The sequence below is a fragment of the Intestinicryptomonas porci genome, assembly GCF_033971905.1.
GTDB classification, from domain to species: domain Bacteria; phylum Verrucomicrobiota; class Verrucomicrobiia; order Opitutales; family Intestinicryptomonadaceae; genus Intestinicryptomonas; species Intestinicryptomonas porci.
On record NZ_JALBUT010000004.1, the window covers coordinates 198,775 to 219,298 of the forward strand.

Here is a 20,524-nt window from a genome sequence, read left to right on the forward strand (position 1 = left end):
AGTTTATGCGATACATATTCCGCTTGTTCAAAAGAAATCCGATAGCGTTTGTAATTTCTTCAATTCTCACGCTCGCCACGATGCTGTCAATTATCGCCTCTTTGGCAATAATAATGGTGGCAATTTTGGCGCCCAGAATTTTGCAGGAAGATTTTTCTGAAAAAACAGGATTCTTTTTGTCAACCGAAAAGCTTTTCGTAAACATAATATCGGGCGAAGTGGAAATAAACAATTTGCGGATTTCCCCTCCAAAAGAGTACAATGAAAGCAACTTTTTGACGGCAAAGCGCGTGAAGTTCAAAATAGACCCGATAAAATTTTTCAACGGCAAAATTTTGATAACCGAGTTTGAAATGGATGCGGAGCATTTAAATTGTGTAAAGATTTCCGCGGCGAAATATTCAATCCGCGATTTTATTTACGCTTTTCCGGGTTTTGCGGAGTTTGCAGACGACGATAAATTCAAATCGATTTCCATGATGATAGAAAAAATCGACTATATCGACAAGTCTGACGCAAAAATTCCGCTTCGGTGGACTTCAAAAAAAGAATTTAACATCACTCTAAACGACATCAAAAGCCCCACGCTCACAAGAAAAATAGTCGGAGAGGCTCTTGAAGAGTCCGGCGCAAACTTTGTTTTGCAAGGCGTTAACTTATAGAAATTCCCATGATAAAAACAGTAATTCTCGCAAGCGGCAAAGGCTCGAACGCGAAAAAAATCCTCGAATGCCAAAAACTCGGCAAGCTCCCCAACATAGAAATTGTCGCGCTAATTAGCGACAAAGAAGACGCCAACGCGTTGAAAATAGCCAAGGAATTCGGCGTAAAAAGCGTGTATCTCGACCCCATGAGAAAGGGAGCATTTTTCAGCGAAGAAGGTGCAAAGTTTTACTTGGAAAACCTCGAATTTTTATGCGCGGATTTTATAGTTTTGGCGGGATTTATGAGAATACTGCCCCCGTCCATAACTTCAAAATACGCAAACAAAATCATAAACCTGCACCCGAGCCTCCTGCCTTCGTTCAAGGGGAAGGACGCCATAAAACAGGCGTTTGACTGCGGAGTAAAAATAACGGGATGCACGGTGCATTTTGTAAATGACGAACTCGACGGTGGAAAAATCATCGACCAAAAAGCGGTTGAAATTATGCCCGAAGACACGCTTGAAAGCCTTGAAGAAAAAGTGCACGCCGCAGAACATGTCTTGCTACCCTCTGTCATCGCCAAAATAGGCGAAGGCAAAATTCCTTTGGGCAAATAAAAAGTGCGCGCTTAAAAAACAAGAAGCCGATTTATTCGCTTTTCTTTAAGCGCGGAGCCAAGAATGCCACCGAAAGCCCGACAAGCAGTATAAGCGCAAATGCGCTTCTAAGTCCAAACGCCTCCGAAACATACCCGATTAGCGGAGGTCCCATCAAAAATCCCAAAAAGCCGATGCTAGAAACGCCCGTAAGCGCAATACCCGTCGGCAAATTTTTTGACTTGCCCGCAAGGCTGTAGCATAGCGGAACAATGCTTGAAACGCCAAGCCCCACAAGGGCAAACCCAAGAGCAGAAACAATCACGCTTGGAACTAAAACGGCGATGAAAAGCCCCGAAGCTATAAGAATACCGCTCGCTTGCACGACCCTTATTGCGCCGAACTTCATCACAAATTTATCGGCCATAAACCTGCCTGACGCCATCATGCTCATAAAGCAGATAAAGCCGTATCTTATATGGCTTGCGTCGGCTTTTACAACGTCCTGAAAATATATCACGCTCCAATCAAACATCGTGCCTTCGCAAGACATGCTGCCAAAAGCGATGAAGCCCAAAATCACTATGTATTTGTCGAAAATAAATTTGAATTTTTGTAAAACAGGCTCTTTTTCGGAATCGGATTTCGGCGCACCGCTTTCCAAGCTTTTGGCGTCGCTTGGCAATAGATGCGGGCGCATAAAAAACAAAGTTAAAACCGCCAAAACGCCCATCATCGAAAAATGCTGAAACGGAGTTGCGCCCCACTTTACTATTTGGGTTGACGCAAGCCCGCCCAAAAACCCCGCAAGACTCCACACGCCGTGGAAAGTCGCCATAATGCTGCGCTTGTAGATTTTTTCAACCCCCACAGCCTGCGTGTTTATTGAAATATTGCACAAATTGCAGGCTATGCCGAAAAAGAAAAGCCCTATTCTAAGCTGCCAAACTTCCGACGCCAAGCCGAGCGACATAAGCGCAAGCGGATAATACAAAATAGAAAAAGTCAAAATGTTTCTGCTGCCAAACTTGGACACCAAATACCCCGAAAACGGTATTGCGCAAAATTGCCCGACGGGAATGGTAAAAAGAAGCCCGCCAAGTTCCGCGTCCGAAAGCCCCAAAGCATTTTTTATGTCTGCAATGCGAGTTGCCCAGCAGGAAAAGCCTATGCCGAACAAAAAGAAAAACGCCGACGCCGCAATGCGGTTTGACAATTTTTTTGAAATTTTCGCGCCCCAGAAATTTTGCCTGATGCAATCTCCCGTATCCATATTTTTTTAGCCGCAAATAAGGCTCTTTTTAAAAGGCAAAGTCAAGAAAAATTGCCTATAAAACCTCTTTGATTTTAGCGTCCAACCCGTCCACGGACGGATTTTCAAAATCCTTTCGAGGTTTGATTATAAAGTTATTCGTGCCCCATCCGCCGTCAACGCTTATGCGCCCGAAAACGATTTCAAAGCCGAAATCGTAAATCGCCTTTGTTATTGAGCACAATAATCCGGGTCTGTCTTTTGCGATGACTTCGACTGTCGTTTTTTGCGCTGAATTTTTTACCAGAATTCTGCACGGAAATTCCTCGTTGCGCTTCGGCGGCTGCTCAACCAAGTCCTGCCCCGCGCCGAAAATCTTTAAAATCGCGTTTGAAAACAGTTCGAGAGTGCGCTCGTTTTGAACTGCTCCGCCGCCGACGCTCGTTACGTAAAATGTGTCGATAATAATTCCGTCCGCCCTTGAAAACGCCTTTGATCCCAAAATGTTAAGCCCCGCATAAGTGAACGCGCTCGCAAGCTTGAAGTAAAGCCCGCCGAGGTCGCGGGTTACAATGGTGACGGTTGAAAGCGACATATTGGGGTCGTTGCGCCATTCAAAAACAGGCAAAGGATTAGTGGGAGTTGACGCCTGAGTGCAGTTGCGCTCCCGCTCGACATAGGTGTGGACCATATTCATGTGCAAAATCAGGTCGTCCTTGCCGTGAAAGAGGAAATAGTTTCTCGGGAGGTTGTTCAAGTAGCCCAAAGCCTCCTTGCTGCTCGTGCGGAGTTCACCCGAATTGAAAATGCCGTCGATAACCTTTTGCTTGCGCTCTTCGTAAAGAGCTTCGATTTTTTCTGGCGTAGATTGCATTTTGCGAAGGGAATTGCGGTAAAGCATCGTGTGCAATGACTGCTTGTAGGAATTCCACAAGGTTGAAGACGTGCTTTTTGAATCGCAAAACGTCATGACGTACAAGAACTTCAAACGGTCGGGATCTATGATTTTTTCGACAAAATTTTCTATTACCGTTTCGTCTTCAATGTCGTTCGACTGCCAGTAGCGCGCCATCATCAAATGGTGCCTTATAAGGAAAATCACGATTTCCTTTTCGTCTTCCGCCAAGTCAAACCTCGAAAGGATTTTTTCCGCAATTTCAGCCCCCACTTCCGCATGGCCTTTTATGCCGTCGGATTTTCCCAAGTCGTGCATGAGAAGCGCGAGGTAAAGAAGAGAGGGATTTTTGCTGTCTGAAAGCACCGCATGGTAGTAGCCGTAGGGCTCGTCTTCGACATTTGCGCCAAAAATCTTGTCAAGCTCCATAATGGTGTTGAGAGTATGGATGTCGGCAGTGTAGCGGTGATAAAATTCGTGTTGCACAAGGCAGGTGATTTCCCCGAATTCAGGTATGAATTTCCCGAGAATATCGAGAAAGTGCATTTTGGAGAGTATGGGATACACGTTCCATTCCGAACGCAAAATTTTCATGAACTCTTCGTTCGCCGCCTTGTCCGCCCTTACTTTGTCGTCAATCAAATGCGCGGAGTCGCGAATTAAAATTTCAAGCTCGTCCGAAAGCAGCACGCCGAACTGCTGGCAGCATCTGAAGACTTTTATGAGCAATGTCGGGTCTTTTCTGAAAACCGCGGAATTTTGCGCATAGACAAAGCCGTTTCTCATTATGAAACCCTCGAAATAGCGCACTTTTGAAAGATTGTCCCTGCGTATGCCAAGCGTTTCCTCGATGTCTTCGGGAAGGACGATTTTCATGCGCTTTCTCGCTGTCTTTGAAATTAAATCGACCTCGCGCAAAGAGTAGTAAATGTCGCGCATGAAACGCTCAACCCTCTTCATAACGTCGTCTTCGCGGTATCCTATCGAATAGGCGACTTTCGGCTGAAGCTCAAGGTCGAGCAAATCGTTTTCGCGGTTCGAGAAATAGTGCATCTCGTTGCGCGTCCTCAAAAGAAGCGCGTGCGCCCGCCTTAGCGACTTGTATTCGACGATTGAAATTATCTTTTTTCTTGCAAGATCCAAAAGGGATTCCGAACCTGTTTTCAATTTCGCGACCCAAAGCAATGTCTGGTAGTCGCGCAAAGAGCCGACGCCGTTTTTCACGTTGGGCTCCTGCACATACGGAGACCAATCGTACTTTTTGTGCCTAAGGGTTTTAAGCCTCAAAAGCTCCTCTATGTGGCTTTCCGCAGTATTCTTAGAAAGGGACGCAAATTTTCCCTTAAAATCCTCAAAGACATTCAAATCGCCGCAAATGAAGCGGGCGTCCAACATCGCGGTCTTTGTAAGGATGTCGGCTTGAGCGTCTTCCAACGCCTCTGAAACGGTGCGGCTCGAATGCCCCAGTTTGTAGCCGACATTCCAAAGAGGATACATGATGGCGTCAATGGCGTCGGTTTTAAATTTGTCGGCAACGCCCCTGTCAGAATAAAGAAACATTATGTCGATGTCGCTTTTTGGGCAGAGCTCGCGCCTGCCGTACCCGCCGAGAGCCACAACGCAAAAATCGCCGAAAAATTCGCTTTCTCCCGCGTTTTCCCTTTCAAACAAAGCGTGCAGGTTTGAAATTACGCAGTCAATCACGTCGCTGTTTGACCTGCAAACGGTGTAGCCCGATGCCCCGTCTTCGTGCGCCTCTTTTATCGCCAAAAACCTGCTCTCGACAAAGGGTCTCAGCTCTTTTGCTGACGGGCTTTTCCCCGCGAAAATCGCGGCGGCGCCGTCGTAAGTTTGTTTTTTTAAGAGTCGTTCTCTGGCTGTCGAAAGCATACTGTATATTTTTCGCGGTGTAATATAAATTTTTCAAAATAACATTGTCAAAGGAAAAGTATTTACAAGAGCGGAAACTTGGCTTTTAATTGCATGCAATTTTTTTTAATTCGATTATGAAAAAAACATTCAAGTTTACAGTTTTGGCGGGCGACGGCATCGGCCCGGAAGTAATGGACCAGGCACTCAGAGTGCTTGAATGCGCCTGCAAGGGCGAAGATTTCGAGCTGTCATACTCGCGCCACGACGTTGGCGGAGCCGCAATCGACAGCCAGGGCGAAGCATTGCCGAAGTCAACGGTTGACGCCTGTTCGCAAGCGGATGCAATTTTATTCGGTTCGGTGGGAGGCCCGAAGTGGGAAAATCTGCCCCCTGCAAAACAGCCCGAACGCGCCGCGCTTCTGCCGCTTCGCAAAATTTTCAAACTCTTTGCAAACATCAGACCGGGGCTTTTGTATCCTCAGCTTACCGACGCTTCCCCGCTTAAAAAAGAGCGCATACCAAACGGCATTGACATAGTATGTATCCGCGAACTCACGGGTGGCATATATTTCGGCGAAAAGAAAACCTACAAAACCGAAGATGGCGAAGACGCCGCGTGCGACACCATGAGCTACAAGGTTTCGGAAATCGAACGCATTGCGGAAGTCGCGGCGCAGACGGCAATGTCCCGCGGCAAAAAAATCTATTCCATCGACAAGGCAAACGTACTGCAAACGTCCGTTTTGTGGCGCAAGACAATCACGGCTTTCATGGAAAAGAATTACCCTGAAATCGAACTTAAACACCTCTATGTGGATAACGCCGCAATGCAACTTGCAAGAGATCCCAACCAATTCGACGTGCTGGTTACGGAAAACATGTTCGGCGACATTTTGTCCGACGAAATGGCGGTTATATGCGGCTCGCTCGGCATGCTTTGCTCTGCGTCGCTTGGCGACGGATCAAACTCTCTCGGGCTCAAATTCGGATTGTACGAACCTGCGGGCGGGACTGCTCCCGACATTGCCGGCAAGGGAATCGCAAACCCGTGCGCCCAAATTCTTTCGGCCGCAATGATGATGCGCTACTCTTTCGGCAGGGACGACATCGCAAAGAAAATCGAAGCCGCCGTGCGCAAGGCTGTCTGCGACGGCGTGAGAACTGGCGACATCGCATTCGGCAACGCGGCAGTTTCCACAAAGGAAATGGCTGACGCAATAATTGAAAGACTTTAATAAAAATGAATTCTTCGGAAATCAGAAAAAGCTTTTTGGACTTTTTTGACGCCAAGGCGCATTCCATTGTGCCTTCGGCTTCATTGATGCCGACCTCCCCCAACCTGCTTTTCACAAACGCGGGCATGAACCAGTTTGTGCCGTATTTTTTGGGCGACATGAAATCCCCGTTCAAGCGCGCGGCGGACACCCAAAAATGCATACGCGCAGGCGGCAAGCACAACGACTTGGAAGACGTGGGCTTTGACACATACCACCACACTTTCTTTGAAATGCTCGGCAACTGGTCTTTTGGCGACTATTTCAAAAAAGAGGCAATCCATTGGGCGTGGGAGCTTCTCACCAAAGTCTGGGGCTTCCCGAAAGAAAGGCTTTACGCGACGGTTTACGAGCCGAAAGAAGGCGAGCCCGCAGAGTTCGACGCGGAAGCTTACGCAATTTGGGAAGAGATTTTCGTTTCCGAAAAAATGGACCCTGAAATCCACATCAAAAAGTGCGGAAAAAAAGACAACTTTTGGATGATGGGCGAAACGGGGCCATGCGGCCCTTGCTCCGAACTCCACGTCGATTTGACGCCCGAAGGCAAGACGCAGGGTTCTTTGGTAAATTCCGATTCCCCTCTTTGCATCGAAATCTGGAATTTGGTGTTCATGCAGTTTAACGCCGAAGTTGACGGCACATTCTCGCCCCTCAAAAACAAGAATATCGATACGGGCATGGGCTTGGAGCGCGTTGCGGGCATTATGGCGACAACCAAAAATTTTGCGGATTTCTCGCAGACGTCATCAAACTACAATAGCGATCTCTTCACGGATATTTTTGCGAAAATCTCCGATATGTCGGGCAAGACCTACAAGGGCACAATCCCGTCCGACAGGGCTGACATGTCGGCGCAGGAGCTTACGGACTGCATTTTCAGGGTTCTTGCAGACCACATCCGCACCTTGTCATTTTCAATCGCAGACGGCATTATGCCGGGAAGCGACGGCAGAAACTATGTTCTAAGGCGCATTCTAAGAAGAGCTGTAATGTACGGAAAGAGGCTCGGCTTAAAACACGGCTTTTTTACACGCCTCGCGGACTCGGTTGTAAGCAAGATGTCGCCGTTCTTCCCCGAACTAAAAGAGCAGCGCGAAGTCATTTTAAAGGTTCTCGAAAACGAGGAAAAGTCTTTCGACAGAACTTTGGACACAGGCTTGCAACTCTTGGATAAAATCACGGAAAACTCTGATTTTATTTCGGGCGAACAGGCTTTCGTTTTGTACGACACATACGGTTTCCCCATTGACTTGACTGAGCTTATTGCGCGCGAACGCAAAATGACGGTAGATGTCAAAGGATTTGAAGCCGAAATGGAAAAACAGCGCGCCCGCGCCCGCGCCGCGCAAAAGAAAGAAGTAATCACGGTCGCCGACTCCGCGGACACGGTTGAAGCAACCCAGTTTGTCGGTTACGAAAAAGAAAATCTTTCAAATTTCACAACGCAAATTTCAGCTCTCGTGGAAGGAGACGGTTTCGACTTTGTGGCGGTAAAACAAACTCCGTTCTATGCCGAAAAAGGCGGGCAAGTCGGAGACACCGGCACAATCATTGCAGGCGGAAAAACAGTTGATATTCTCGACACCAAAGTAAACGCGGGCGGAGCGTACCTGCATAAAGTCGCAAAAAATTCCATACCCGCATCCCTCGTGGGCGAAGACGCCGTTTTGAACGTAAACGCAAAAAGAAGAGCCGCAATTGAGCGGCACCACAGCGCAACGCACGTCCTGCACTGGGCGCTTCGCAAAGTGCTTGGCGAGCATGTCCATCAGGCAGGGTCCTTCGTAAACGAAGAACGCCTGCGCTTTGACTTCTCGCACTTTGAAGCTCCGTCTTCCAAACAGCTGCGCGAAATAGAAAAACTCGCAAACGAAAAAATCTTGGAAAACCGCGGCGTAAAGTGGTTTGAAGTTCCATTCAACGAAAAGCCGAAAAACTGCCTCGCATTCTTCGGGGACAAATACGGAGCGGTGGTCAGGGTAATCGACATGGACGGCTTCCACGCAGAGCTTTGCGGCGGCACGCACGTCTCGGCTCTCGGCGAAATCGGAATGATAAAAATCGTCTCCGAAAATGCAATCGCGGCGGGAACGCGCCGATTGGAAGCTCTCGCAGGAGAAGCCGCGTTTGAATACGCAAACAAAATGGAGCGCGAAATCGCGGAAGCAACTTCCCGCCTTGCCTGCAAGCCCGAAGAAATTTCCGCGAAGCTGGAAAAGCTGATTGCGCTCAAAGGCGAACTTGAAAGAGAAATCAAAAACCTCAAAAAGGCGAATGCTGGAAAAGAAGCGGAAGAGATTGCCTCCGACATAATCGAATTTAACGGCGCAAGCTGGATTGTGAAAACAGTCTCCGCGGAAAACCCGAACGAACTTCGCGAGTTGGCGGTTCAAATTTCAAAATCCGTAGGCAGGGAAAACCTCGCAATTTTGCTCGGCGCAAACGCAAACGGCAAAGGCGCGATACTTTCGCTATGCTCCGACGGCGCAATAAAAAGCGGCGTCAAAGCGGGCGACATAATTAAAAAAGTCGCGGCTCTGATGGGCGGCAAAGGCGGCGGAAAGCCCGATTTTGCAATGGGCGGAGGCGACGCGAAAATGCTCGAAAAAGCGTTTGGCGAGTTTAAAAATTCGCTAAAATAAAACTTCCACTGCAAAATAAAAAAATCGCAAATGAAAATTTGCGATTTTTTTTGCGCTGAAATAAAATTTATTTTTCGGAAGCTTCCACCATCTCGGAATTGCCACTACACTCGCATGAAAGCCCGCCGTAAGTCCACGCGCAAGAAACAAAGACGCAAAACAGCTGAAAAATGCCCCAAAATATGAAGCATTTTACGATGGTCGTGCACGCCTTAACCCATTCCAATCCCCAAGTTTTTGAAACCAAAAACCTGACAAAAATCCAGTAAATGAAAACCGAAAGAATGCCCAAAACGCCAATGACGGGCATTTGAAACATGTCGGATGTAAGCAAATTCCAACAACCGAGTTTTGAGAAATCGAAAAATATTCCAAGACCCGCTCCGATTGTCAAAATCGGGAAAGCGCAAACCCACACAAAAAACTGCGCAAAAGACGTCGGAAAAAATTCCGAAAGGCACAGCGGCCGCCCCATGGAAACCAGCGACGCAATTATGATTATTGCGCCCAAAATTACGCAAGAGTGCGTTAATTGCGAAATGATTGCCATTCTGACGTGAAATCGAATTCTCATATAACTCTTTGCCTTGAAATTTCTCGTTTTATTATTTTTTTAACTCTTAAACTACGCAAGAGGTTAGTCAATATTTTAAAGTGTTCGCGCAAAAATTTATCTAAAATAAAAACTGTTTCAACTTGCGCTTTTTTGGAAAAAAAGCAAAAATGGCAAATTTAATAAAACTTCTAAAATTATGGCGGAAAAGCAGACTCCAATGATGGAACAATACTGGGAATTCAGGAAATCCCTGCCCAAGGACACCGCGCTTTTGTTCCGCCTCGGCGACTTTTACGAAATGTTTTATGACGATGCGATAGAATGCGCGCCGATTTTGGGAATTACCCTTACCAAACGCTCAAGCTACCCAATGGCGGGAATTCCATACCATGCCCTTTCGCAATATCTGCCCAAGCTTTTGAGCGCTGGCAAAAAAGTCGCAATTTGCGAGCAGGACGAAATTCCGAAAGCGGGCAAGCTCGTAAAGCGTTCCATAAACCGCATTTTGACCCCCGGTACAATGCTTGAAGACAGCCAGCTCGACAGCAGAAGCGGCAGTTTCATCATGGCGTTTAACATTTCAAAAGACTACTCTTTGCAGGCGTCTTGGATGGATTTGAGCTCAGGGGAATTTTATTGCGCGGACTTTTCTAAGCCCGAAAATTTTTTGTCGGTTTTAAGCGCGCTCAATCCGCGCGAAATTCTGCTTCCCGAATGCGGCTCCGAAAAATGGAAATCCGATGAAACCCTGATGGGATGGAACGCGATTTTCAGAAGCCTTGCCGACCTTCGCCCCGTATCGCTTTTGCCCGACTACCGATTTGCCCCGGACTACGGAGAAAACCTTGTTAAAGAGCTTCTCGGCGTCGCCAATTTAAGCGGCTTCGGTTTCAAGGCTAACGAAAACGTTTTGGGCGCGGCGGGCGCACTTGTCTTTTACGTTTCGGAAAATCTGCGCAACAAGCCGCAAAACATATCTTTTTTGCGGAAAATCGCCACCGAAAAATGCCTTTTAATCGACGCCGCGACCCAGCGCAATCTCGAAATTTTCAGAACGTCAAGCGGTCTCAAAGAAGGTTCTTTATTAGACGCGATAGACAGGACTTTGACGCCGACGGGGGCGCGGCTTCTCGAAAGCTATCTTGCCTCGCCCACAATAGAGGCGGAAGAAATCAAACGCAGGCAAAACATCGTTTGGGATTTTTTCAACGCCCCGTCCGAATCCGCGGAACTTGCGGAATACTTAAAAAACGTGCGCGACATTCCGAGAATTTTGGGGAGGCTCCAAAACCGCATACGCTCCCCGCGCGAACTCGGCGCGCTTCTTTCTTCAATAGTGCAAATAGAGCCAATCAAAAAAGTGCTTAAAGCGTGCCTCGGCTGCCCCGAAGAAAAAATCGAAAACGCCTTTGGCGATTATAGCGGGCTTGCGAACTATCTTTCAAGCGCGCTCTCCGATGAGCTTCCCGCGAAAATACAAGACGGAGGAGCCATAAGGGACGGTTTCGACGCGGAGCTTGACAACCTGCGCCTCATGAGCCGCGACAGCAAAACCTGGCTTGCAAATTTGGAGCGCGAAGAGCAGATTGCAACGGGCATAAAAAACCTGCGCATAAAATATAACGGCGCATTCGGATATTTCATAGAAATCACAAAATCGAATTTAAACCTCGTCCCTCCCCACTACATCCGCCGCCAGACAATGACAAACGCAGAGCGGTACACTACGGAAGATTTGCGCAAAAAAGAAAGGGAAATCCTGCATAGCGAAGTCGCCGCAATGGAAAGAGAAGACGCAATTTTTACAGAGGTTACGGAAAACGTACTGAAATATTTTTCTTCCCTTATGAAAACTTCGCACGCGCTTGCGGAAATCGACGTTTTCAGAGGCTGGGCGGAGCTTGCGCGGGACTGGGATTATTGCCGCCCCGAAATAGACGAAAGCGGAGAAATCTTCATTGAGGACGGAAGGCACCCCGTTGTCGAGCAGGTTTTGAAAAAAAACGGAACGTCAAAAACGCTCGCGTTCGTGCCAAACGACACAATCCTTTCTTCCGGCGAAGAGCAGATTGCAATAATCACGGGTCCCAACATGGCGGGCAAATCCACATACATACGCCAAGTTGCCCTAATATCACTTCTTGCGCAGACGGGCTGTTTCGTTCCCGCAAAATCCTGCAAAATCGGCATTCTCGACAGAATTTTCAGCCGCGTCGGAGCCTCCGATGAGCTCTCGAAAGGCAATTCGACATTCATGGTTGAAATGAACGAAACCGCAAATATTTTAAACAACGCCACATCGCGCTCGCTCATTATCTTGGACGAAATCGGCCGCGGAACAAGCACCTACGACGGGCTTAGCATTGCATGGGGTGTTGTCGAATACCTGCACGGCAAGGGCAATTCGGGTCCCAAGACGCTCTTTGCAACCCACTACCACGAACTCACGCGCCTCGAGGGCGCGCTGCCGCGCCTTGTAAACTACCGCATCGCAGTAAAAGAGTGGAACGACGAAATAATCTTCATAAGGAAAATCGAAAAGGGAGCGGCGGATAAATCTTACGGCATACAAGTCGCGCGACTTGCGGGGCTTCCGCGCGAAGTCATTGAAAGGGCAAAGGAAATTTTAAGCGAGCTTGAAGCGGAAGGATTCACTATGCGCGAACATCTTGCGCTCGAAAACAAAATCAAAAGAAAGCCGTCGGCGCGCAAGCCCCAACCTGACTGGGAATCGCGCCAAATGTCATTGTTTTAAAAATGGATTTTGAAGAAGAGCTTTCCTTGAAGGAAAAAATCCGCCGCCTGCCCGAAACAAGCGGAGTCTATCTCATGAAAGACCGCTTCGGGCAAATTATATACATAGGCAAAGCCGTAAATTTAAAAAGAAGAGTCTCGCACTATTTCCAATCGACCGCGCGGCAAAAGGCGTATTCGCCCAAAATCGCGTCGATGATTTCGCTTATCGAAGATTTTGAATTTATAAAAGTCAAGAGCGAAGCGGAGGCTTTAATTCTTGAAAGCAAGCTGATAAAGCGATGGAAGCCGCGCTACAACACACTTGAACGCGACGACAAAAATTTTCTTCTTCTAAGAGTCGAAACTTTTAAGGAACTGCCGCGCTTCACGTTTTCAAGGCATACGAAAGAAGACGGCTCGATTTACTATGGGCCGTATCTCAACACAAGCTCCATACGCTCCACCTTAAACCAGCTGAAAAAAGATTTCGGCATAATTTCATCGGACGCAAAACCGACAAAACAGCCCGACGGCAGATGGCGTTTGTACGACGATGCAAGGGCGGAAATTTTCAGCCATCCCAACGTCGTAAGCGAGGAAGAATACGCCATGAGAGTCCAAAAAGCCATAGATTTTCTAAACAACCAAAGCGGGGAAATCGTAGAAGAGCTTGAAGAAAAAATGAAGCGCGCAAGCGAGGAGCAGGATTTCGAGAAAGCCGCAAAGTTCAGGGACGCGATTTTCGCAATCGCCCAAACGTCAAAAATCCGCGAGTTAAAACAAGACCCGTCAAGAACTTCCAAAGCCGTTGCGGAACGCGCCTTGGTTTTGCTTGCAGGCGCACTTGGGATGGACAAAAAGCCCCACGCCATGGAATGCTTCGACATTTCACACATATCAGGCTCATTCACGGTGGCTTCCATGGTCAGATTTGACGAAGGATTGCCCGCAAACAACAAATACCGCCGCTTCAAAATGCACGTCAAAAATGACGACTATGCCTCCATGCGCGAAGTTGTGTCAAGAAGGTACGGAAGGCTTTTTGAAGAAAAAAAGCCGATGCCCGACCTCGTTGTGATAGACGGCGGCAAAGGGCAGGTAAAATCGGCGTTGGAAGCTTTTGAAGCAATCGGAATACCGGCCCCGAAAGTCATAGGGCTTGCCAAGCGCGAAGAAACCATAATATGTTCCGACTTTGAAGAAATAAAGCTTTCCAAAACAAACGAAGCCTTAAAACTCTTGCAACGCATCCGAGACGAAGCCCACCGCTTTGCGAACTCCTACCGCGAAACCCTGCAGCGCAAAAAGATAAGGGAAAGCATTTTGGACGATTTCGACGGGCTTGGGCAAAAGAAAAAAGAACTGCTTTTAAAAACATTCGGCTCTATTGCCGCCTTAAAGAAAGCGGACGCGGAAGAAATCAAAAGCGTGGAAGGCATAGGCCCTGAAACCGCCGCAAGGCTAAGGCTTTTTCTCGACAGGCTTCCACAAAACGGAGATTGATTTTCACAAAGACAAATTTTTACGATAAAAAAGACATGAAATACTTAAAGCACCATTTTATTTGCGCGATATTTTCGGCAGTGATAACGACCGCCATCATTTTGTTTGAGCTTTTCTTTTTGTCGTCGGCGGAAAATTTTTCAACGGAAAACCTTTCTCAAAACAAGAATTTTTACATAACTCTTGTTTGCACATACCTGCTTGTATTTTTTCTAAATTACGCACTTTCTTTGATTTGCACGGAAATTGCGGGCAAATTCATTAAAAACTGGATTTTGGTTTTCTGCGCGGGATTTGCGGTTTATTTCGCGCTCTTAAGCGTCATAATTTACGCATCGATTATAATTGGAGAACCATCGGCTTCGATAAATTTTGCGGACCTTTTCATGGCGCGGCTTAAAACCGACATAATACTGTCGCTTCAAAACTTCACAATCGCCTTTGCATTCATAAGGCTTGCAAACAAGAAAATCTCGCAAAGTAGGTCTTAACCGTTGAGCGTCGCAAGCGCGTCGCCCAAAAGCTCCGCATTCGCCGCCGCGACAAGCCCGCCTTTCTTCCCGAAGTCCGAGCCGCCAAACCAGTCCGATACTACCGCGCCCGCGCCGCGCACGCACGGAATAAGGGCGGCAAGGTCCCATATCTCCAAAACGGGATCAAGCATAATGTCGGCATTGCCCCTGCAAAGCATCATATAGCCGTAGCAATCGCCCCAAGTACGAAGTATTGAGAGCTTGTCCTCAAAATTGCGCCACGCGTCCATGTTTCTGCCCGCAAAGCGGACTTCCCTTGCGTCCGAAATCAAAGCGGTCGCGCCGTTTATGGATTTGAAATTCTGGCGCGCGTGGACAGGCTTGCCGTTAAAGAGGCAAACGCTGTTGTCGCCCAGACACCTTTCGCGCAAAATCGGTTGGTCAATCAGCCCCAATTCATAGCTGCCGTTTTTCATCAGAGCTATCAAAGTGCCGAAAAGCGGAATGCCCGAGATGAAAGATTTTGTGCCGTCTATCGGGTCGAGAACCCATTGATACTCCGCATCGGGATTTACAACGCCCCACTCTTCGCCGACAATGCCGTGTTCGGGAAAGGCGCGCATTATTTTTTCACGCAGAATTTCTTCCGTGTTTTTATCGACTTCTGTAACGGGAGTCGCGTCGGCTTTTGATTCTATTTTGTGCGCCTTGCCAAATTCTCCGCGTATATAGTCTCCGCTTAAATCGGCGAGTTCATTCATAAAATTCTTGAAATCGGGCTTTGTCATATTGTTTAATAGGCTAAGTTTGTAAGAAAAATTTTCAAGATGAAAAACGAAATTCCGATATATGCGATTGATTTTGAAGGCTCGAAAGCCATCGGCATTGTCGAGTTCGGCGTTGCGGGAATTTTAAATGGCGATATTTTCTTTTCAGATACAAAAATCTGCGCGCCCAAAAAATCCATAGATTTAAAGACGCGGAAAATCACGGGGATAACCGATTCTCTCGCCGGGCAAAACCCGCCTTTTGAAGCGCACTGCGAAATGTTTTCATCTCTTAGGCAAAACGGAATATTCGCGGCGCACAATTTCCATACGGAAGACAGCCTGCTAAGGCACTACATACCCTCGGCAGGCAGGGTTAAAAACTTTTTCACGGGAAAAGACACGCTTTCATGGTCGCCGTGGATAGACTCGCGCATTGTCTCGCGCCAAATTTTCAGCGTTGAATCGGAAAAGCTTTCGGACGTTGTTTCGGAGCTTGGACTGCAAGACGAACTTGATTTTTATGCTGAAAAAATCTGCCCCGCAACGCGCAAAAAATGGCACTGCGCCCTATACGACGCCCTTGCAAGCGCGCTTATAATAAAGCTCGCAATCCGCGAAGTTACGAACTTAAATGCCCTCGCGGAAGCCTTAAAAATAGAAACGCGGGAAAGCTCCCTGTTTTAACATTCGGCTTCGGGCTTTGAATCGCGGACGATTTTGCCGTTTTTAAGATACAAAATGCGCTGGTTTGAGCTTCCCCTGAAATAAAGGCGCGGGTCTTTTTTGGACATTACAAACCTGCCGTCAACAAGCACGTCTATATATTTTAAAATGAGCTTTCTTTCTGAATCAGAAACCAACTCTTCGTAGGTATAGCCTGTGTAGCACCAAACGTTTAAGTTTGTCCTGCTCTTTACCTCTTTTAAAAACTTCAAAAACTCTTCGGGATTAAACATTGGGTCTCCACCCGAAAAAGTTATGCCGTCCAAAATCGGATTTGATTGAAGTTCGGAAATAATCCTCTCTTTCAAGGCATCGTCAAGCTCCTCTCCCGCGCTACAATCCCAGCTCTGCGGGTTGTGGCAGCCGCGGCAACGGTGCGAGCATCCCGAAAAATACACCGCAAAGCGAATCCCGAAACCGTCTGACACAGTTTCGGGAAACACGTTTAAAACTCTCAATTTCACGGCTATTTGTGCTTTACCCTGTCTCGCTCTTCCGCCTGTTTGGAGGAATTCCAAGTTTCGAGGCTGCCAGTCAAATAACCCGTTATTCTGCGCATTCTAGATATGTTTTCGCTCTTGCAGCACGGGCAGGTATCGTAAATGACGCCCCTGAAACCGCAGTCTTTGCAAGTGTCAACGGGGTGGTTGATAGAGCCGTAGCCTATGTTTTCGTCTTTCATCGTCTTGACAATTTTCAAGATGCTTCTGACGTTCTTCTTGGCTTCGCCGTCAAGCTCGACATAGGTAATATGCCCGCCGCCCGTTATGGCGTGGAAAGGAGCTTCAAGCTTTATCTTTTCGACTATCGAAACAGGCTCCCTGACATCGACATGGAAAGAGTTTACATAATATTCGCGGTCGGTTACACCTTCGATTATTCCGTACTTTTTTCTATCCATGCGCGTAAATCTGCCAGCCAAGCCTTCCGCAGGAGTCGCCAAGACGGAGAAGTTGAGGTTGTACTTGCGCTTGTAGCTTAAAACAACTTCGTTCATCGTTTGGATTGCCTCGTAGAGAGTATCCCAGGCTTCCTTGTTATGGGCATGCCCTTCGCCAAAGAGCGCAACCATGGCGTTGTGCCCGCCGATAAAGCCTATGCCCAAAGTACCTGAATTTATGACATCGCCGACTTCGTCTGTCGGGGAAAGTGCCATACCGCCCTTCCAGACATCGTTTGACATCATGAACGGGAATTGGCAGGCGCGCGCAGTGCGCTGGTAGCAGTAGCGTTCATAAAGCTGTTCCGCCACAAGTTCCGACATATCCCTTACCTTGCGCATAAACAGGAATTTTGCTTCTCGGCGCAAGGCGTGCTTGTCGGCGTTCGGGCAATTTTCTTCCGCTTCGCGCATGGATTCGATTGCAAGGCGCGGCATATTTATCGAAGTAAACGACAAATTGCCCCTGCCAAACGAAGTTTTTTCTCCGTGCATATTTTCAAAAACCCTCGTGCGGCAACCCATCGTGGCAAGCTCGTAGCGGTAGCGTTTGGGATCGTTTATGTCCCATTTTTCGTGCTTGTTAAACGGAGTGTCAAGGAATAGGAAGTTTGGGAAAAGCGAAGTCGAAGTCGTTTTGCAGGAAAGCAAAAGCAGGTCGAAATTCGGAGCTTCAAACTTGATTTTGCCCGACATTGCGCCCTCGAAGTCGTTTATCGCCTTTTCATAGTCGGAATCGGAATACGAAACGCCATCTTTCACTTTGAAAATCTGAATCGGGAATACAGGCACTTCGCCCGTTCCCAAGCCTTCGGAAGTTGCAAGCAAAAGCTCCTTGATTACCATTCTGCCTTCGGGAGAAGAGTCTGTGCCGTAATTTATGGAGCTGAACACAACCTGATTGCCGCCGCGAGAGTGCATCGTGTTTAAGTTGTGGATAAGCCCTTCCATCGCCTGGTGCGTGTCAATCCGCGTATTTTCAAGCGCCTGTGCAAGCACCGCTTCAAATTCCTTTTCGGAAAGAGACGCACCCTCTTTTTGCGCCGCCTTTATTGCGGCGGATTTCGCCTTTTTACAAAGCTCTATCGAGGTTATTACGGGAGAGAGTGCCTTTCTAAGCTTCTTTACATCGACGGGTTTTCCGCCGTTTAAGCGCACCGCAAACTCGATTTCGGTTGCCACATGCTTTACGAAAGTCTTGCGAACTCCCGGAGCCATAAAGAAATCAAACGCCGGAATTGACTGCCCGCCATGCTGCTCGTTTTGGTTTGTCTGGAAAACAATGGTTGCGAGAGTGGCGTAGCTTTGGATTGACTGCGGAGTGCGGATGCTCCCGTTTTTGGTGTGGAAGCCGCGCTCGAAAATGTCGTCCAAGTCATACTGGACGCAAGTGGTTGTCTTGGTCGGATAGTAATCCAAATCGTGAATATGGATGTCGCCGTTGCGGTGCGCACGGGAATATTTTACGCCAAGAAGATACTTGCAGGCATAATCTTTCGTGACTTCGCTTGCAAATGTCATCATCTGCCCTGCGGGTGTGTGGGAAGACATGTTGGCGTTGCTCAAATTCACGTCGTTTTTTTCGATTTTTACAATGCCATCCATTATCCGCTTCATGGAAGTGCGCTTGTCGCGCTCCACAGTTCTCCATTCGCGGTAAATAATGTATTTTTTCGCGATGTACGGGTTTGAGCCCATCAGCTCGCGCTCTACGATATCTTGGATTTCTTCAACTGAAATAAGCTTTTTCTCGATGGATTTTACGACACGCTTTGTGATGCCGTCTATAAGCCTCTCCTCGTTTAACAGTCCACCCGCCATAAAGGCCTTGGTTATTGCCTTCTTGATTTTTTCAGGCGAAAATTCTTCCGTTTTACCGTCCCTTTTTATTATAGAAATATCTTTTGTATCCATTTTATTTTCTTTTTTTAGTATTTTTTCGAGATATGAACGCTAATCCGTCAAATTAGTAGGAGATAATGTAAGGGATTATTCGAGTTGTTTTTACCAAAAATAAAAGAGGTGTGTCAAATAAGTTTTATATTATTTTTAAATCTCTAATATACATAAACTTACAATATAGCGCAAAATCCCTCAAAAAAAACAAAAAAAGCGCGAAGTTTTTACTCCGCGCCAATCAAACATTTACAAAAATTTTACGAAATATCCGAAGAATTTAACAATTCGTCAGTAACCCCCGCCATTTTCTTGGACTTGTAAAATGCAAAGCCTAAAAAGCATAAAGATATGACTCCTGCAATCGCGTAAGACAAATTCAAGTCCAAGCCAAACCCTATCGGACCTCCATGGGCGGGAGAAATCCAGAGTATGTATGAAAGCACTATAAAAGTCATAAACATTGCGGGGAAAATCGCGATAAAGCCGTTTTTGCCGTGTCTGAAAAGCCATACCGCCCCCGCAGTCAAAGTGGACGCCGCAAGCACCTGGTTTCCCCAAGCAAAATAATTCCAGAGCTGGTTGAAGGTGTCGGCACTTTTGTTTGACCAAGCCAAAAGCGCAGTGACAATCAATATCAAGGGAAGCGTCGTAAGAAATCTCTTCATAAGGGGTTTTTGGTCGATTTTAAAAATTTCGGCAATACTTAAACGCAGAGAGCGCATTGCGGTGTCGCCCGAAGTTATCGCCAAAATCACAACTCCCATGACAGTGATGACGCCCATATAACTGCCGAGGAAATGCCCCGTTATTTTCATTAGAACATCAGTGGCTTTTATCGACATCGTTTCGGGGAACAAATTGTAAACTGCAAGACCGCCTGCCGCCCAAATCATGCCTATGACGCCTTCGACAACCATCATTCCGTAAAAAGACGAACGCGCCTCAAATTCGGTTGACATAGTTCTTGCGATTATCGGAGACTGCGTTGCGTGAAATCCCGATATTATGCCGCAGGCGATTGTTACAAAGAGAAGCGGAATTATCGGCTTTCCGTTTGCGGCAGTCCACATCTTTTCCTTGAAAGCCGCGCTTTCGGACAATAATTCAGGATTTCCGAAGAGCGAAAAAACAAGAGCCACAAAAATCGCAAACGTGCCCACGAGCAAAAGCGCGCTGAAAATCGGATAAATTTTGCCGATGATTTTGTCCACGGGAAAGAGCGTTGCCAATATATAGTAAATAAATATGCCACCAACTATCGCCCAGAATATCTGAATTTGCGGGAATGTCTTGTCGATAAGCTCCGCAGGTATGTTTATGAATACAGCGACAACCAAAAGAAGCAAAAGCATCATAAAAACGGCAAAAAAACTGTAATAGGTTTTCCCCAGATTGTCTTTTATTATGGACGGCAAATTAGCCCCTCCCCTTCGCATGCTCATCATGCCCGCCAAAAAATCGTGCGTGGCTCCCGCAATTATATTGCCTATCGGTATTATCAAAAACACGATTTCGCCAAATTTTATGCCGATGATAACCCCGATTACCGGCCCTACGCCCGCAATGTTCAAAAGCTGAATCAGCATATTTTTCATGTGCGGCAAAGACACATAGTCAACGCCGTCATGCTTTGTTTTGCACGGAGTCGGTCTGCCGTCGGGCGCAATGATTTTTTCGACAAGTTTCCCGTACGTGAAATATCCCGCAACAAGTAACAGCAATCCCAAAAAGAATAAATACATATTT

General features: G+C 47.2%; 15 protein-coding genes. 8 read left to right on the plus strand and 7 right to left on the minus strand.

Going from position 1 to position 20,524, the window contains the following annotated elements; all coding sequences use genetic code 11:
- The first annotated feature begins 5 nt into the window (after nucleotides 1-5).
- Nucleotides 6-662, plus strand: a complete 657-nt coding sequence (locus MOX91_RS04730; protein WP_370396935.1) for a hypothetical protein — start codon at nucleotides 6-8, stop codon at nucleotides 660-662.
- Between the two features lie 8 nt (nucleotides 663-670).
- The gene (gene purN, locus MOX91_RS04735; protein WP_370396936.1) at nucleotides 671-1,264 is read left to right on the plus strand and encodes a phosphoribosylglycinamide formyltransferase; all 594 of its coding nucleotides are present in this window, start codon (nucleotides 671-673) and stop codon (nucleotides 1,262-1,264) included.
- Nucleotides 1,265-1,295: 31 nt separating this feature from the next.
- On the opposite strand, the gene MOX91_RS04740 is transcribed toward purN, so the two are convergent.
- Both MOX91_RS04740 and glnD read right to left on the minus strand, forming a co-directional pair.
- Nucleotides 1,296-2,516 (minus strand): MFS transporter, encoded by a 1,221-nt coding sequence (locus MOX91_RS04740; RefSeq protein WP_370396937.1) that lies wholly within the window; start codon nucleotides 2,514-2,516, stop codon nucleotides 1,296-1,298.
- A 55-nt stretch (nucleotides 2,517-2,571) separates the two neighbouring features.
- On the minus strand, nucleotides 2,572-5,280 hold the full coding sequence (gene glnD, locus MOX91_RS04745) for a [protein-PII] uridylyltransferase (protein ID WP_370396938.1): 2,709 nt from the start codon (nucleotides 5,278-5,280) through the stop codon (nucleotides 2,572-2,574).
- Nucleotides 5,281-5,396: 116 nt separating this feature from the next.
- Between glnD and leuB the strand changes: the two genes are divergently transcribed.
- Nucleotides 5,397-6,497 carry a 3-isopropylmalate dehydrogenase gene (leuB, locus tag MOX91_RS04750; protein WP_370396939.1) on the plus strand — a complete coding sequence of 367 codons (1,101 nt, stop codon included), beginning with the start codon at nucleotides 5,397-5,399 and terminating at the stop codon, nucleotides 6,495-6,497.
- Nucleotides 6,498-6,502: 5 nt separating this feature from the next.
- A complete protein-coding gene (gene alaS, locus MOX91_RS04755; RefSeq protein WP_370396940.1) occupies nucleotides 6,503-9,178 on the plus strand; it encodes an alanine--tRNA ligase in 2,676 nt (891 codons plus the stop codon).
- Between the two features lie 67 nt (nucleotides 9,179-9,245).
- On the opposite strand, the gene MOX91_RS04760 is transcribed toward alaS, so the two are convergent.
- Nucleotides 9,246-9,752 carry a hypothetical protein gene (locus MOX91_RS04760; RefSeq protein ID WP_370396941.1) on the minus strand — a complete coding sequence of 169 codons (507 nt, stop codon included), beginning with the start codon at nucleotides 9,750-9,752 and terminating at the stop codon, nucleotides 9,246-9,248.
- Nucleotides 9,753-9,930: 178 nt separating this feature from the next.
- Between MOX91_RS04760 and mutS the strand changes: the two genes are divergently transcribed.
- From mutS to MOX91_RS04775, 3 genes are read left to right on the plus strand one after another with little or no spacing between them, the layout of a single operon-like run.
- On the plus strand, nucleotides 9,931-12,489 hold the full coding sequence (mutS, locus tag MOX91_RS04765) for a DNA mismatch repair protein MutS (RefSeq protein ID WP_370396942.1): 2,559 nt from the start codon (nucleotides 9,931-9,933) through the stop codon (nucleotides 12,487-12,489).
- A gap of 2 nt (nucleotides 12,490-12,491) precedes the next feature.
- Nucleotides 12,492-13,973 carry an excinuclease ABC subunit UvrC gene (locus MOX91_RS04770; RefSeq protein ID WP_370396943.1) on the plus strand — a complete coding sequence of 494 codons (1,482 nt, stop codon included), beginning with the start codon at nucleotides 12,492-12,494 and terminating at the stop codon, nucleotides 13,971-13,973.
- Nucleotides 13,974-14,008: 35 nt separating this feature from the next.
- Complete coding sequence (locus MOX91_RS04775) at nucleotides 14,009-14,464, plus strand: hypothetical protein (RefSeq protein ID WP_370396944.1); 456 nt, start codon at nucleotides 14,009-14,011, stop codon at nucleotides 14,462-14,464.
- On the opposite strand, the gene MOX91_RS04780 is transcribed toward MOX91_RS04775, so the two are convergent.
- Nucleotides 14,461-15,234, minus strand: a complete 774-nt coding sequence (locus MOX91_RS04780; RefSeq protein ID WP_370396945.1) for an inositol monophosphatase family protein — start codon at nucleotides 15,232-15,234, stop codon at nucleotides 14,461-14,463. The two genes, MOX91_RS04775 and MOX91_RS04780, sit on opposite strands and share 4 nt — an antisense overlap.
- Before the next feature lie 39 nt (nucleotides 15,235-15,273).
- Here MOX91_RS04780 and MOX91_RS04785 point away from each other — a divergent pair, with 39 nt between their 5' ends.
- Complete coding sequence (locus MOX91_RS04785; RefSeq protein ID WP_370396946.1) at nucleotides 15,274-15,900, plus strand: 3'-5' exonuclease; 627 nt, start codon at nucleotides 15,274-15,276, stop codon at nucleotides 15,898-15,900.
- Here MOX91_RS04785 and nrdG read toward each other — a convergent pair.
- The 3 genes from nrdG to MOX91_RS04800 form a co-directional block, all read right to left on the minus strand.
- Nucleotides 15,897-16,397 carry an anaerobic ribonucleoside-triphosphate reductase activating protein gene (nrdG, locus tag MOX91_RS04790; RefSeq protein ID WP_370396962.1) on the minus strand — a complete coding sequence of 167 codons (501 nt, stop codon included), beginning with the start codon at nucleotides 16,395-16,397 and terminating at the stop codon, nucleotides 15,897-15,899. The two genes, MOX91_RS04785 and nrdG, sit on opposite strands and share 4 nt — an antisense overlap.
- A gap of 8 nt (nucleotides 16,398-16,405) precedes the next feature.
- Nucleotides 16,406-18,793, minus strand: a complete 2,388-nt coding sequence (locus tag MOX91_RS04795) for an anaerobic ribonucleoside triphosphate reductase (protein ID WP_370396947.1) — start codon at nucleotides 18,791-18,793, stop codon at nucleotides 16,406-16,408.
- 242 nt (nucleotides 18,794-19,035) lie between these two features.
- The gene (locus MOX91_RS04800; RefSeq protein WP_370396948.1) at nucleotides 19,036-20,520 is read right to left on the minus strand and encodes a carbon starvation CstA family protein; all 1,485 of its coding nucleotides are present in this window, start codon (nucleotides 20,518-20,520) and stop codon (nucleotides 19,036-19,038) included.
- Between the last annotated feature and the right edge of the window lie 4 nt (nucleotides 20,521-20,524).

What these genes read in the sequence shown, in the direction of transcription:
- MOX91_RS04730 (WP_370396935.1), top strand. Translation starts at nt 6, where the DNA reads ATGCGATACATATTCCGCTTGTTCAAAAGAAATCCGATAGCGTTTGTA.
- purN (WP_370396936.1), top strand. Translation starts at nt 671, where the DNA reads ATGATAAAAACAGTAATTCTCGCAAGCGGCAAAGGCTCGAACGCGAAA.
- MOX91_RS04740 (WP_370396937.1), bottom strand. Translation starts at nt 2,516, where the DNA reads ATGGATACGGGAGATTGCATCAGGCAAAATTTCTGGGGCGCGAAAATT.
- glnD (WP_370396938.1), bottom strand. Translation starts at nt 5,280, where the DNA reads ATGCTTTCGACAGCCAGAGAACGACTCTTAAAAAAACAAACTTACGAC.
- leuB (WP_370396939.1), top strand. Translation starts at nt 5,397, where the DNA reads ATGAAAAAAACATTCAAGTTTACAGTTTTGGCGGGCGACGGCATCGGC.
- alaS (WP_370396940.1), top strand. Translation starts at nt 6,503, where the DNA reads ATGAATTCTTCGGAAATCAGAAAAAGCTTTTTGGACTTTTTTGACGCC.
- MOX91_RS04760 (WP_370396941.1), bottom strand. Translation starts at nt 9,752, where the DNA reads ATGAGAATTCGATTTCACGTCAGAATGGCAATCATTTCGCAATTAACG.
- mutS (WP_370396942.1), top strand. Translation starts at nt 9,931, where the DNA reads ATGGCGGAAAAGCAGACTCCAATGATGGAACAATACTGGGAATTCAGG.
- MOX91_RS04770 (WP_370396943.1), top strand. Translation starts at nt 12,492, where the DNA reads ATGGATTTTGAAGAAGAGCTTTCCTTGAAGGAAAAAATCCGCCGCCTG.
- MOX91_RS04775 (WP_370396944.1), top strand. Translation starts at nt 14,009, where the DNA reads ATGAAATACTTAAAGCACCATTTTATTTGCGCGATATTTTCGGCAGTG.
- MOX91_RS04780 (WP_370396945.1), bottom strand. Translation starts at nt 15,234, where the DNA reads ATGACAAAGCCCGATTTCAAGAATTTTATGAATGAACTCGCCGATTTA.
- MOX91_RS04785 (WP_370396946.1), top strand. Translation starts at nt 15,274, where the DNA reads ATGAAAAACGAAATTCCGATATATGCGATTGATTTTGAAGGCTCGAAA.
- MOX91_RS04795 (WP_370396947.1), bottom strand. Translation starts at nt 18,793, where the DNA reads ATGGATACAAAAGATATTTCTATAATAAAAAGGGACGGTAAAACGGAA.
- MOX91_RS04800 (WP_370396948.1), bottom strand. Translation starts at nt 20,520, where the DNA reads ATGTATTTATTCTTTTTGGGATTGCTGTTACTTGTTGCGGGATATTTC.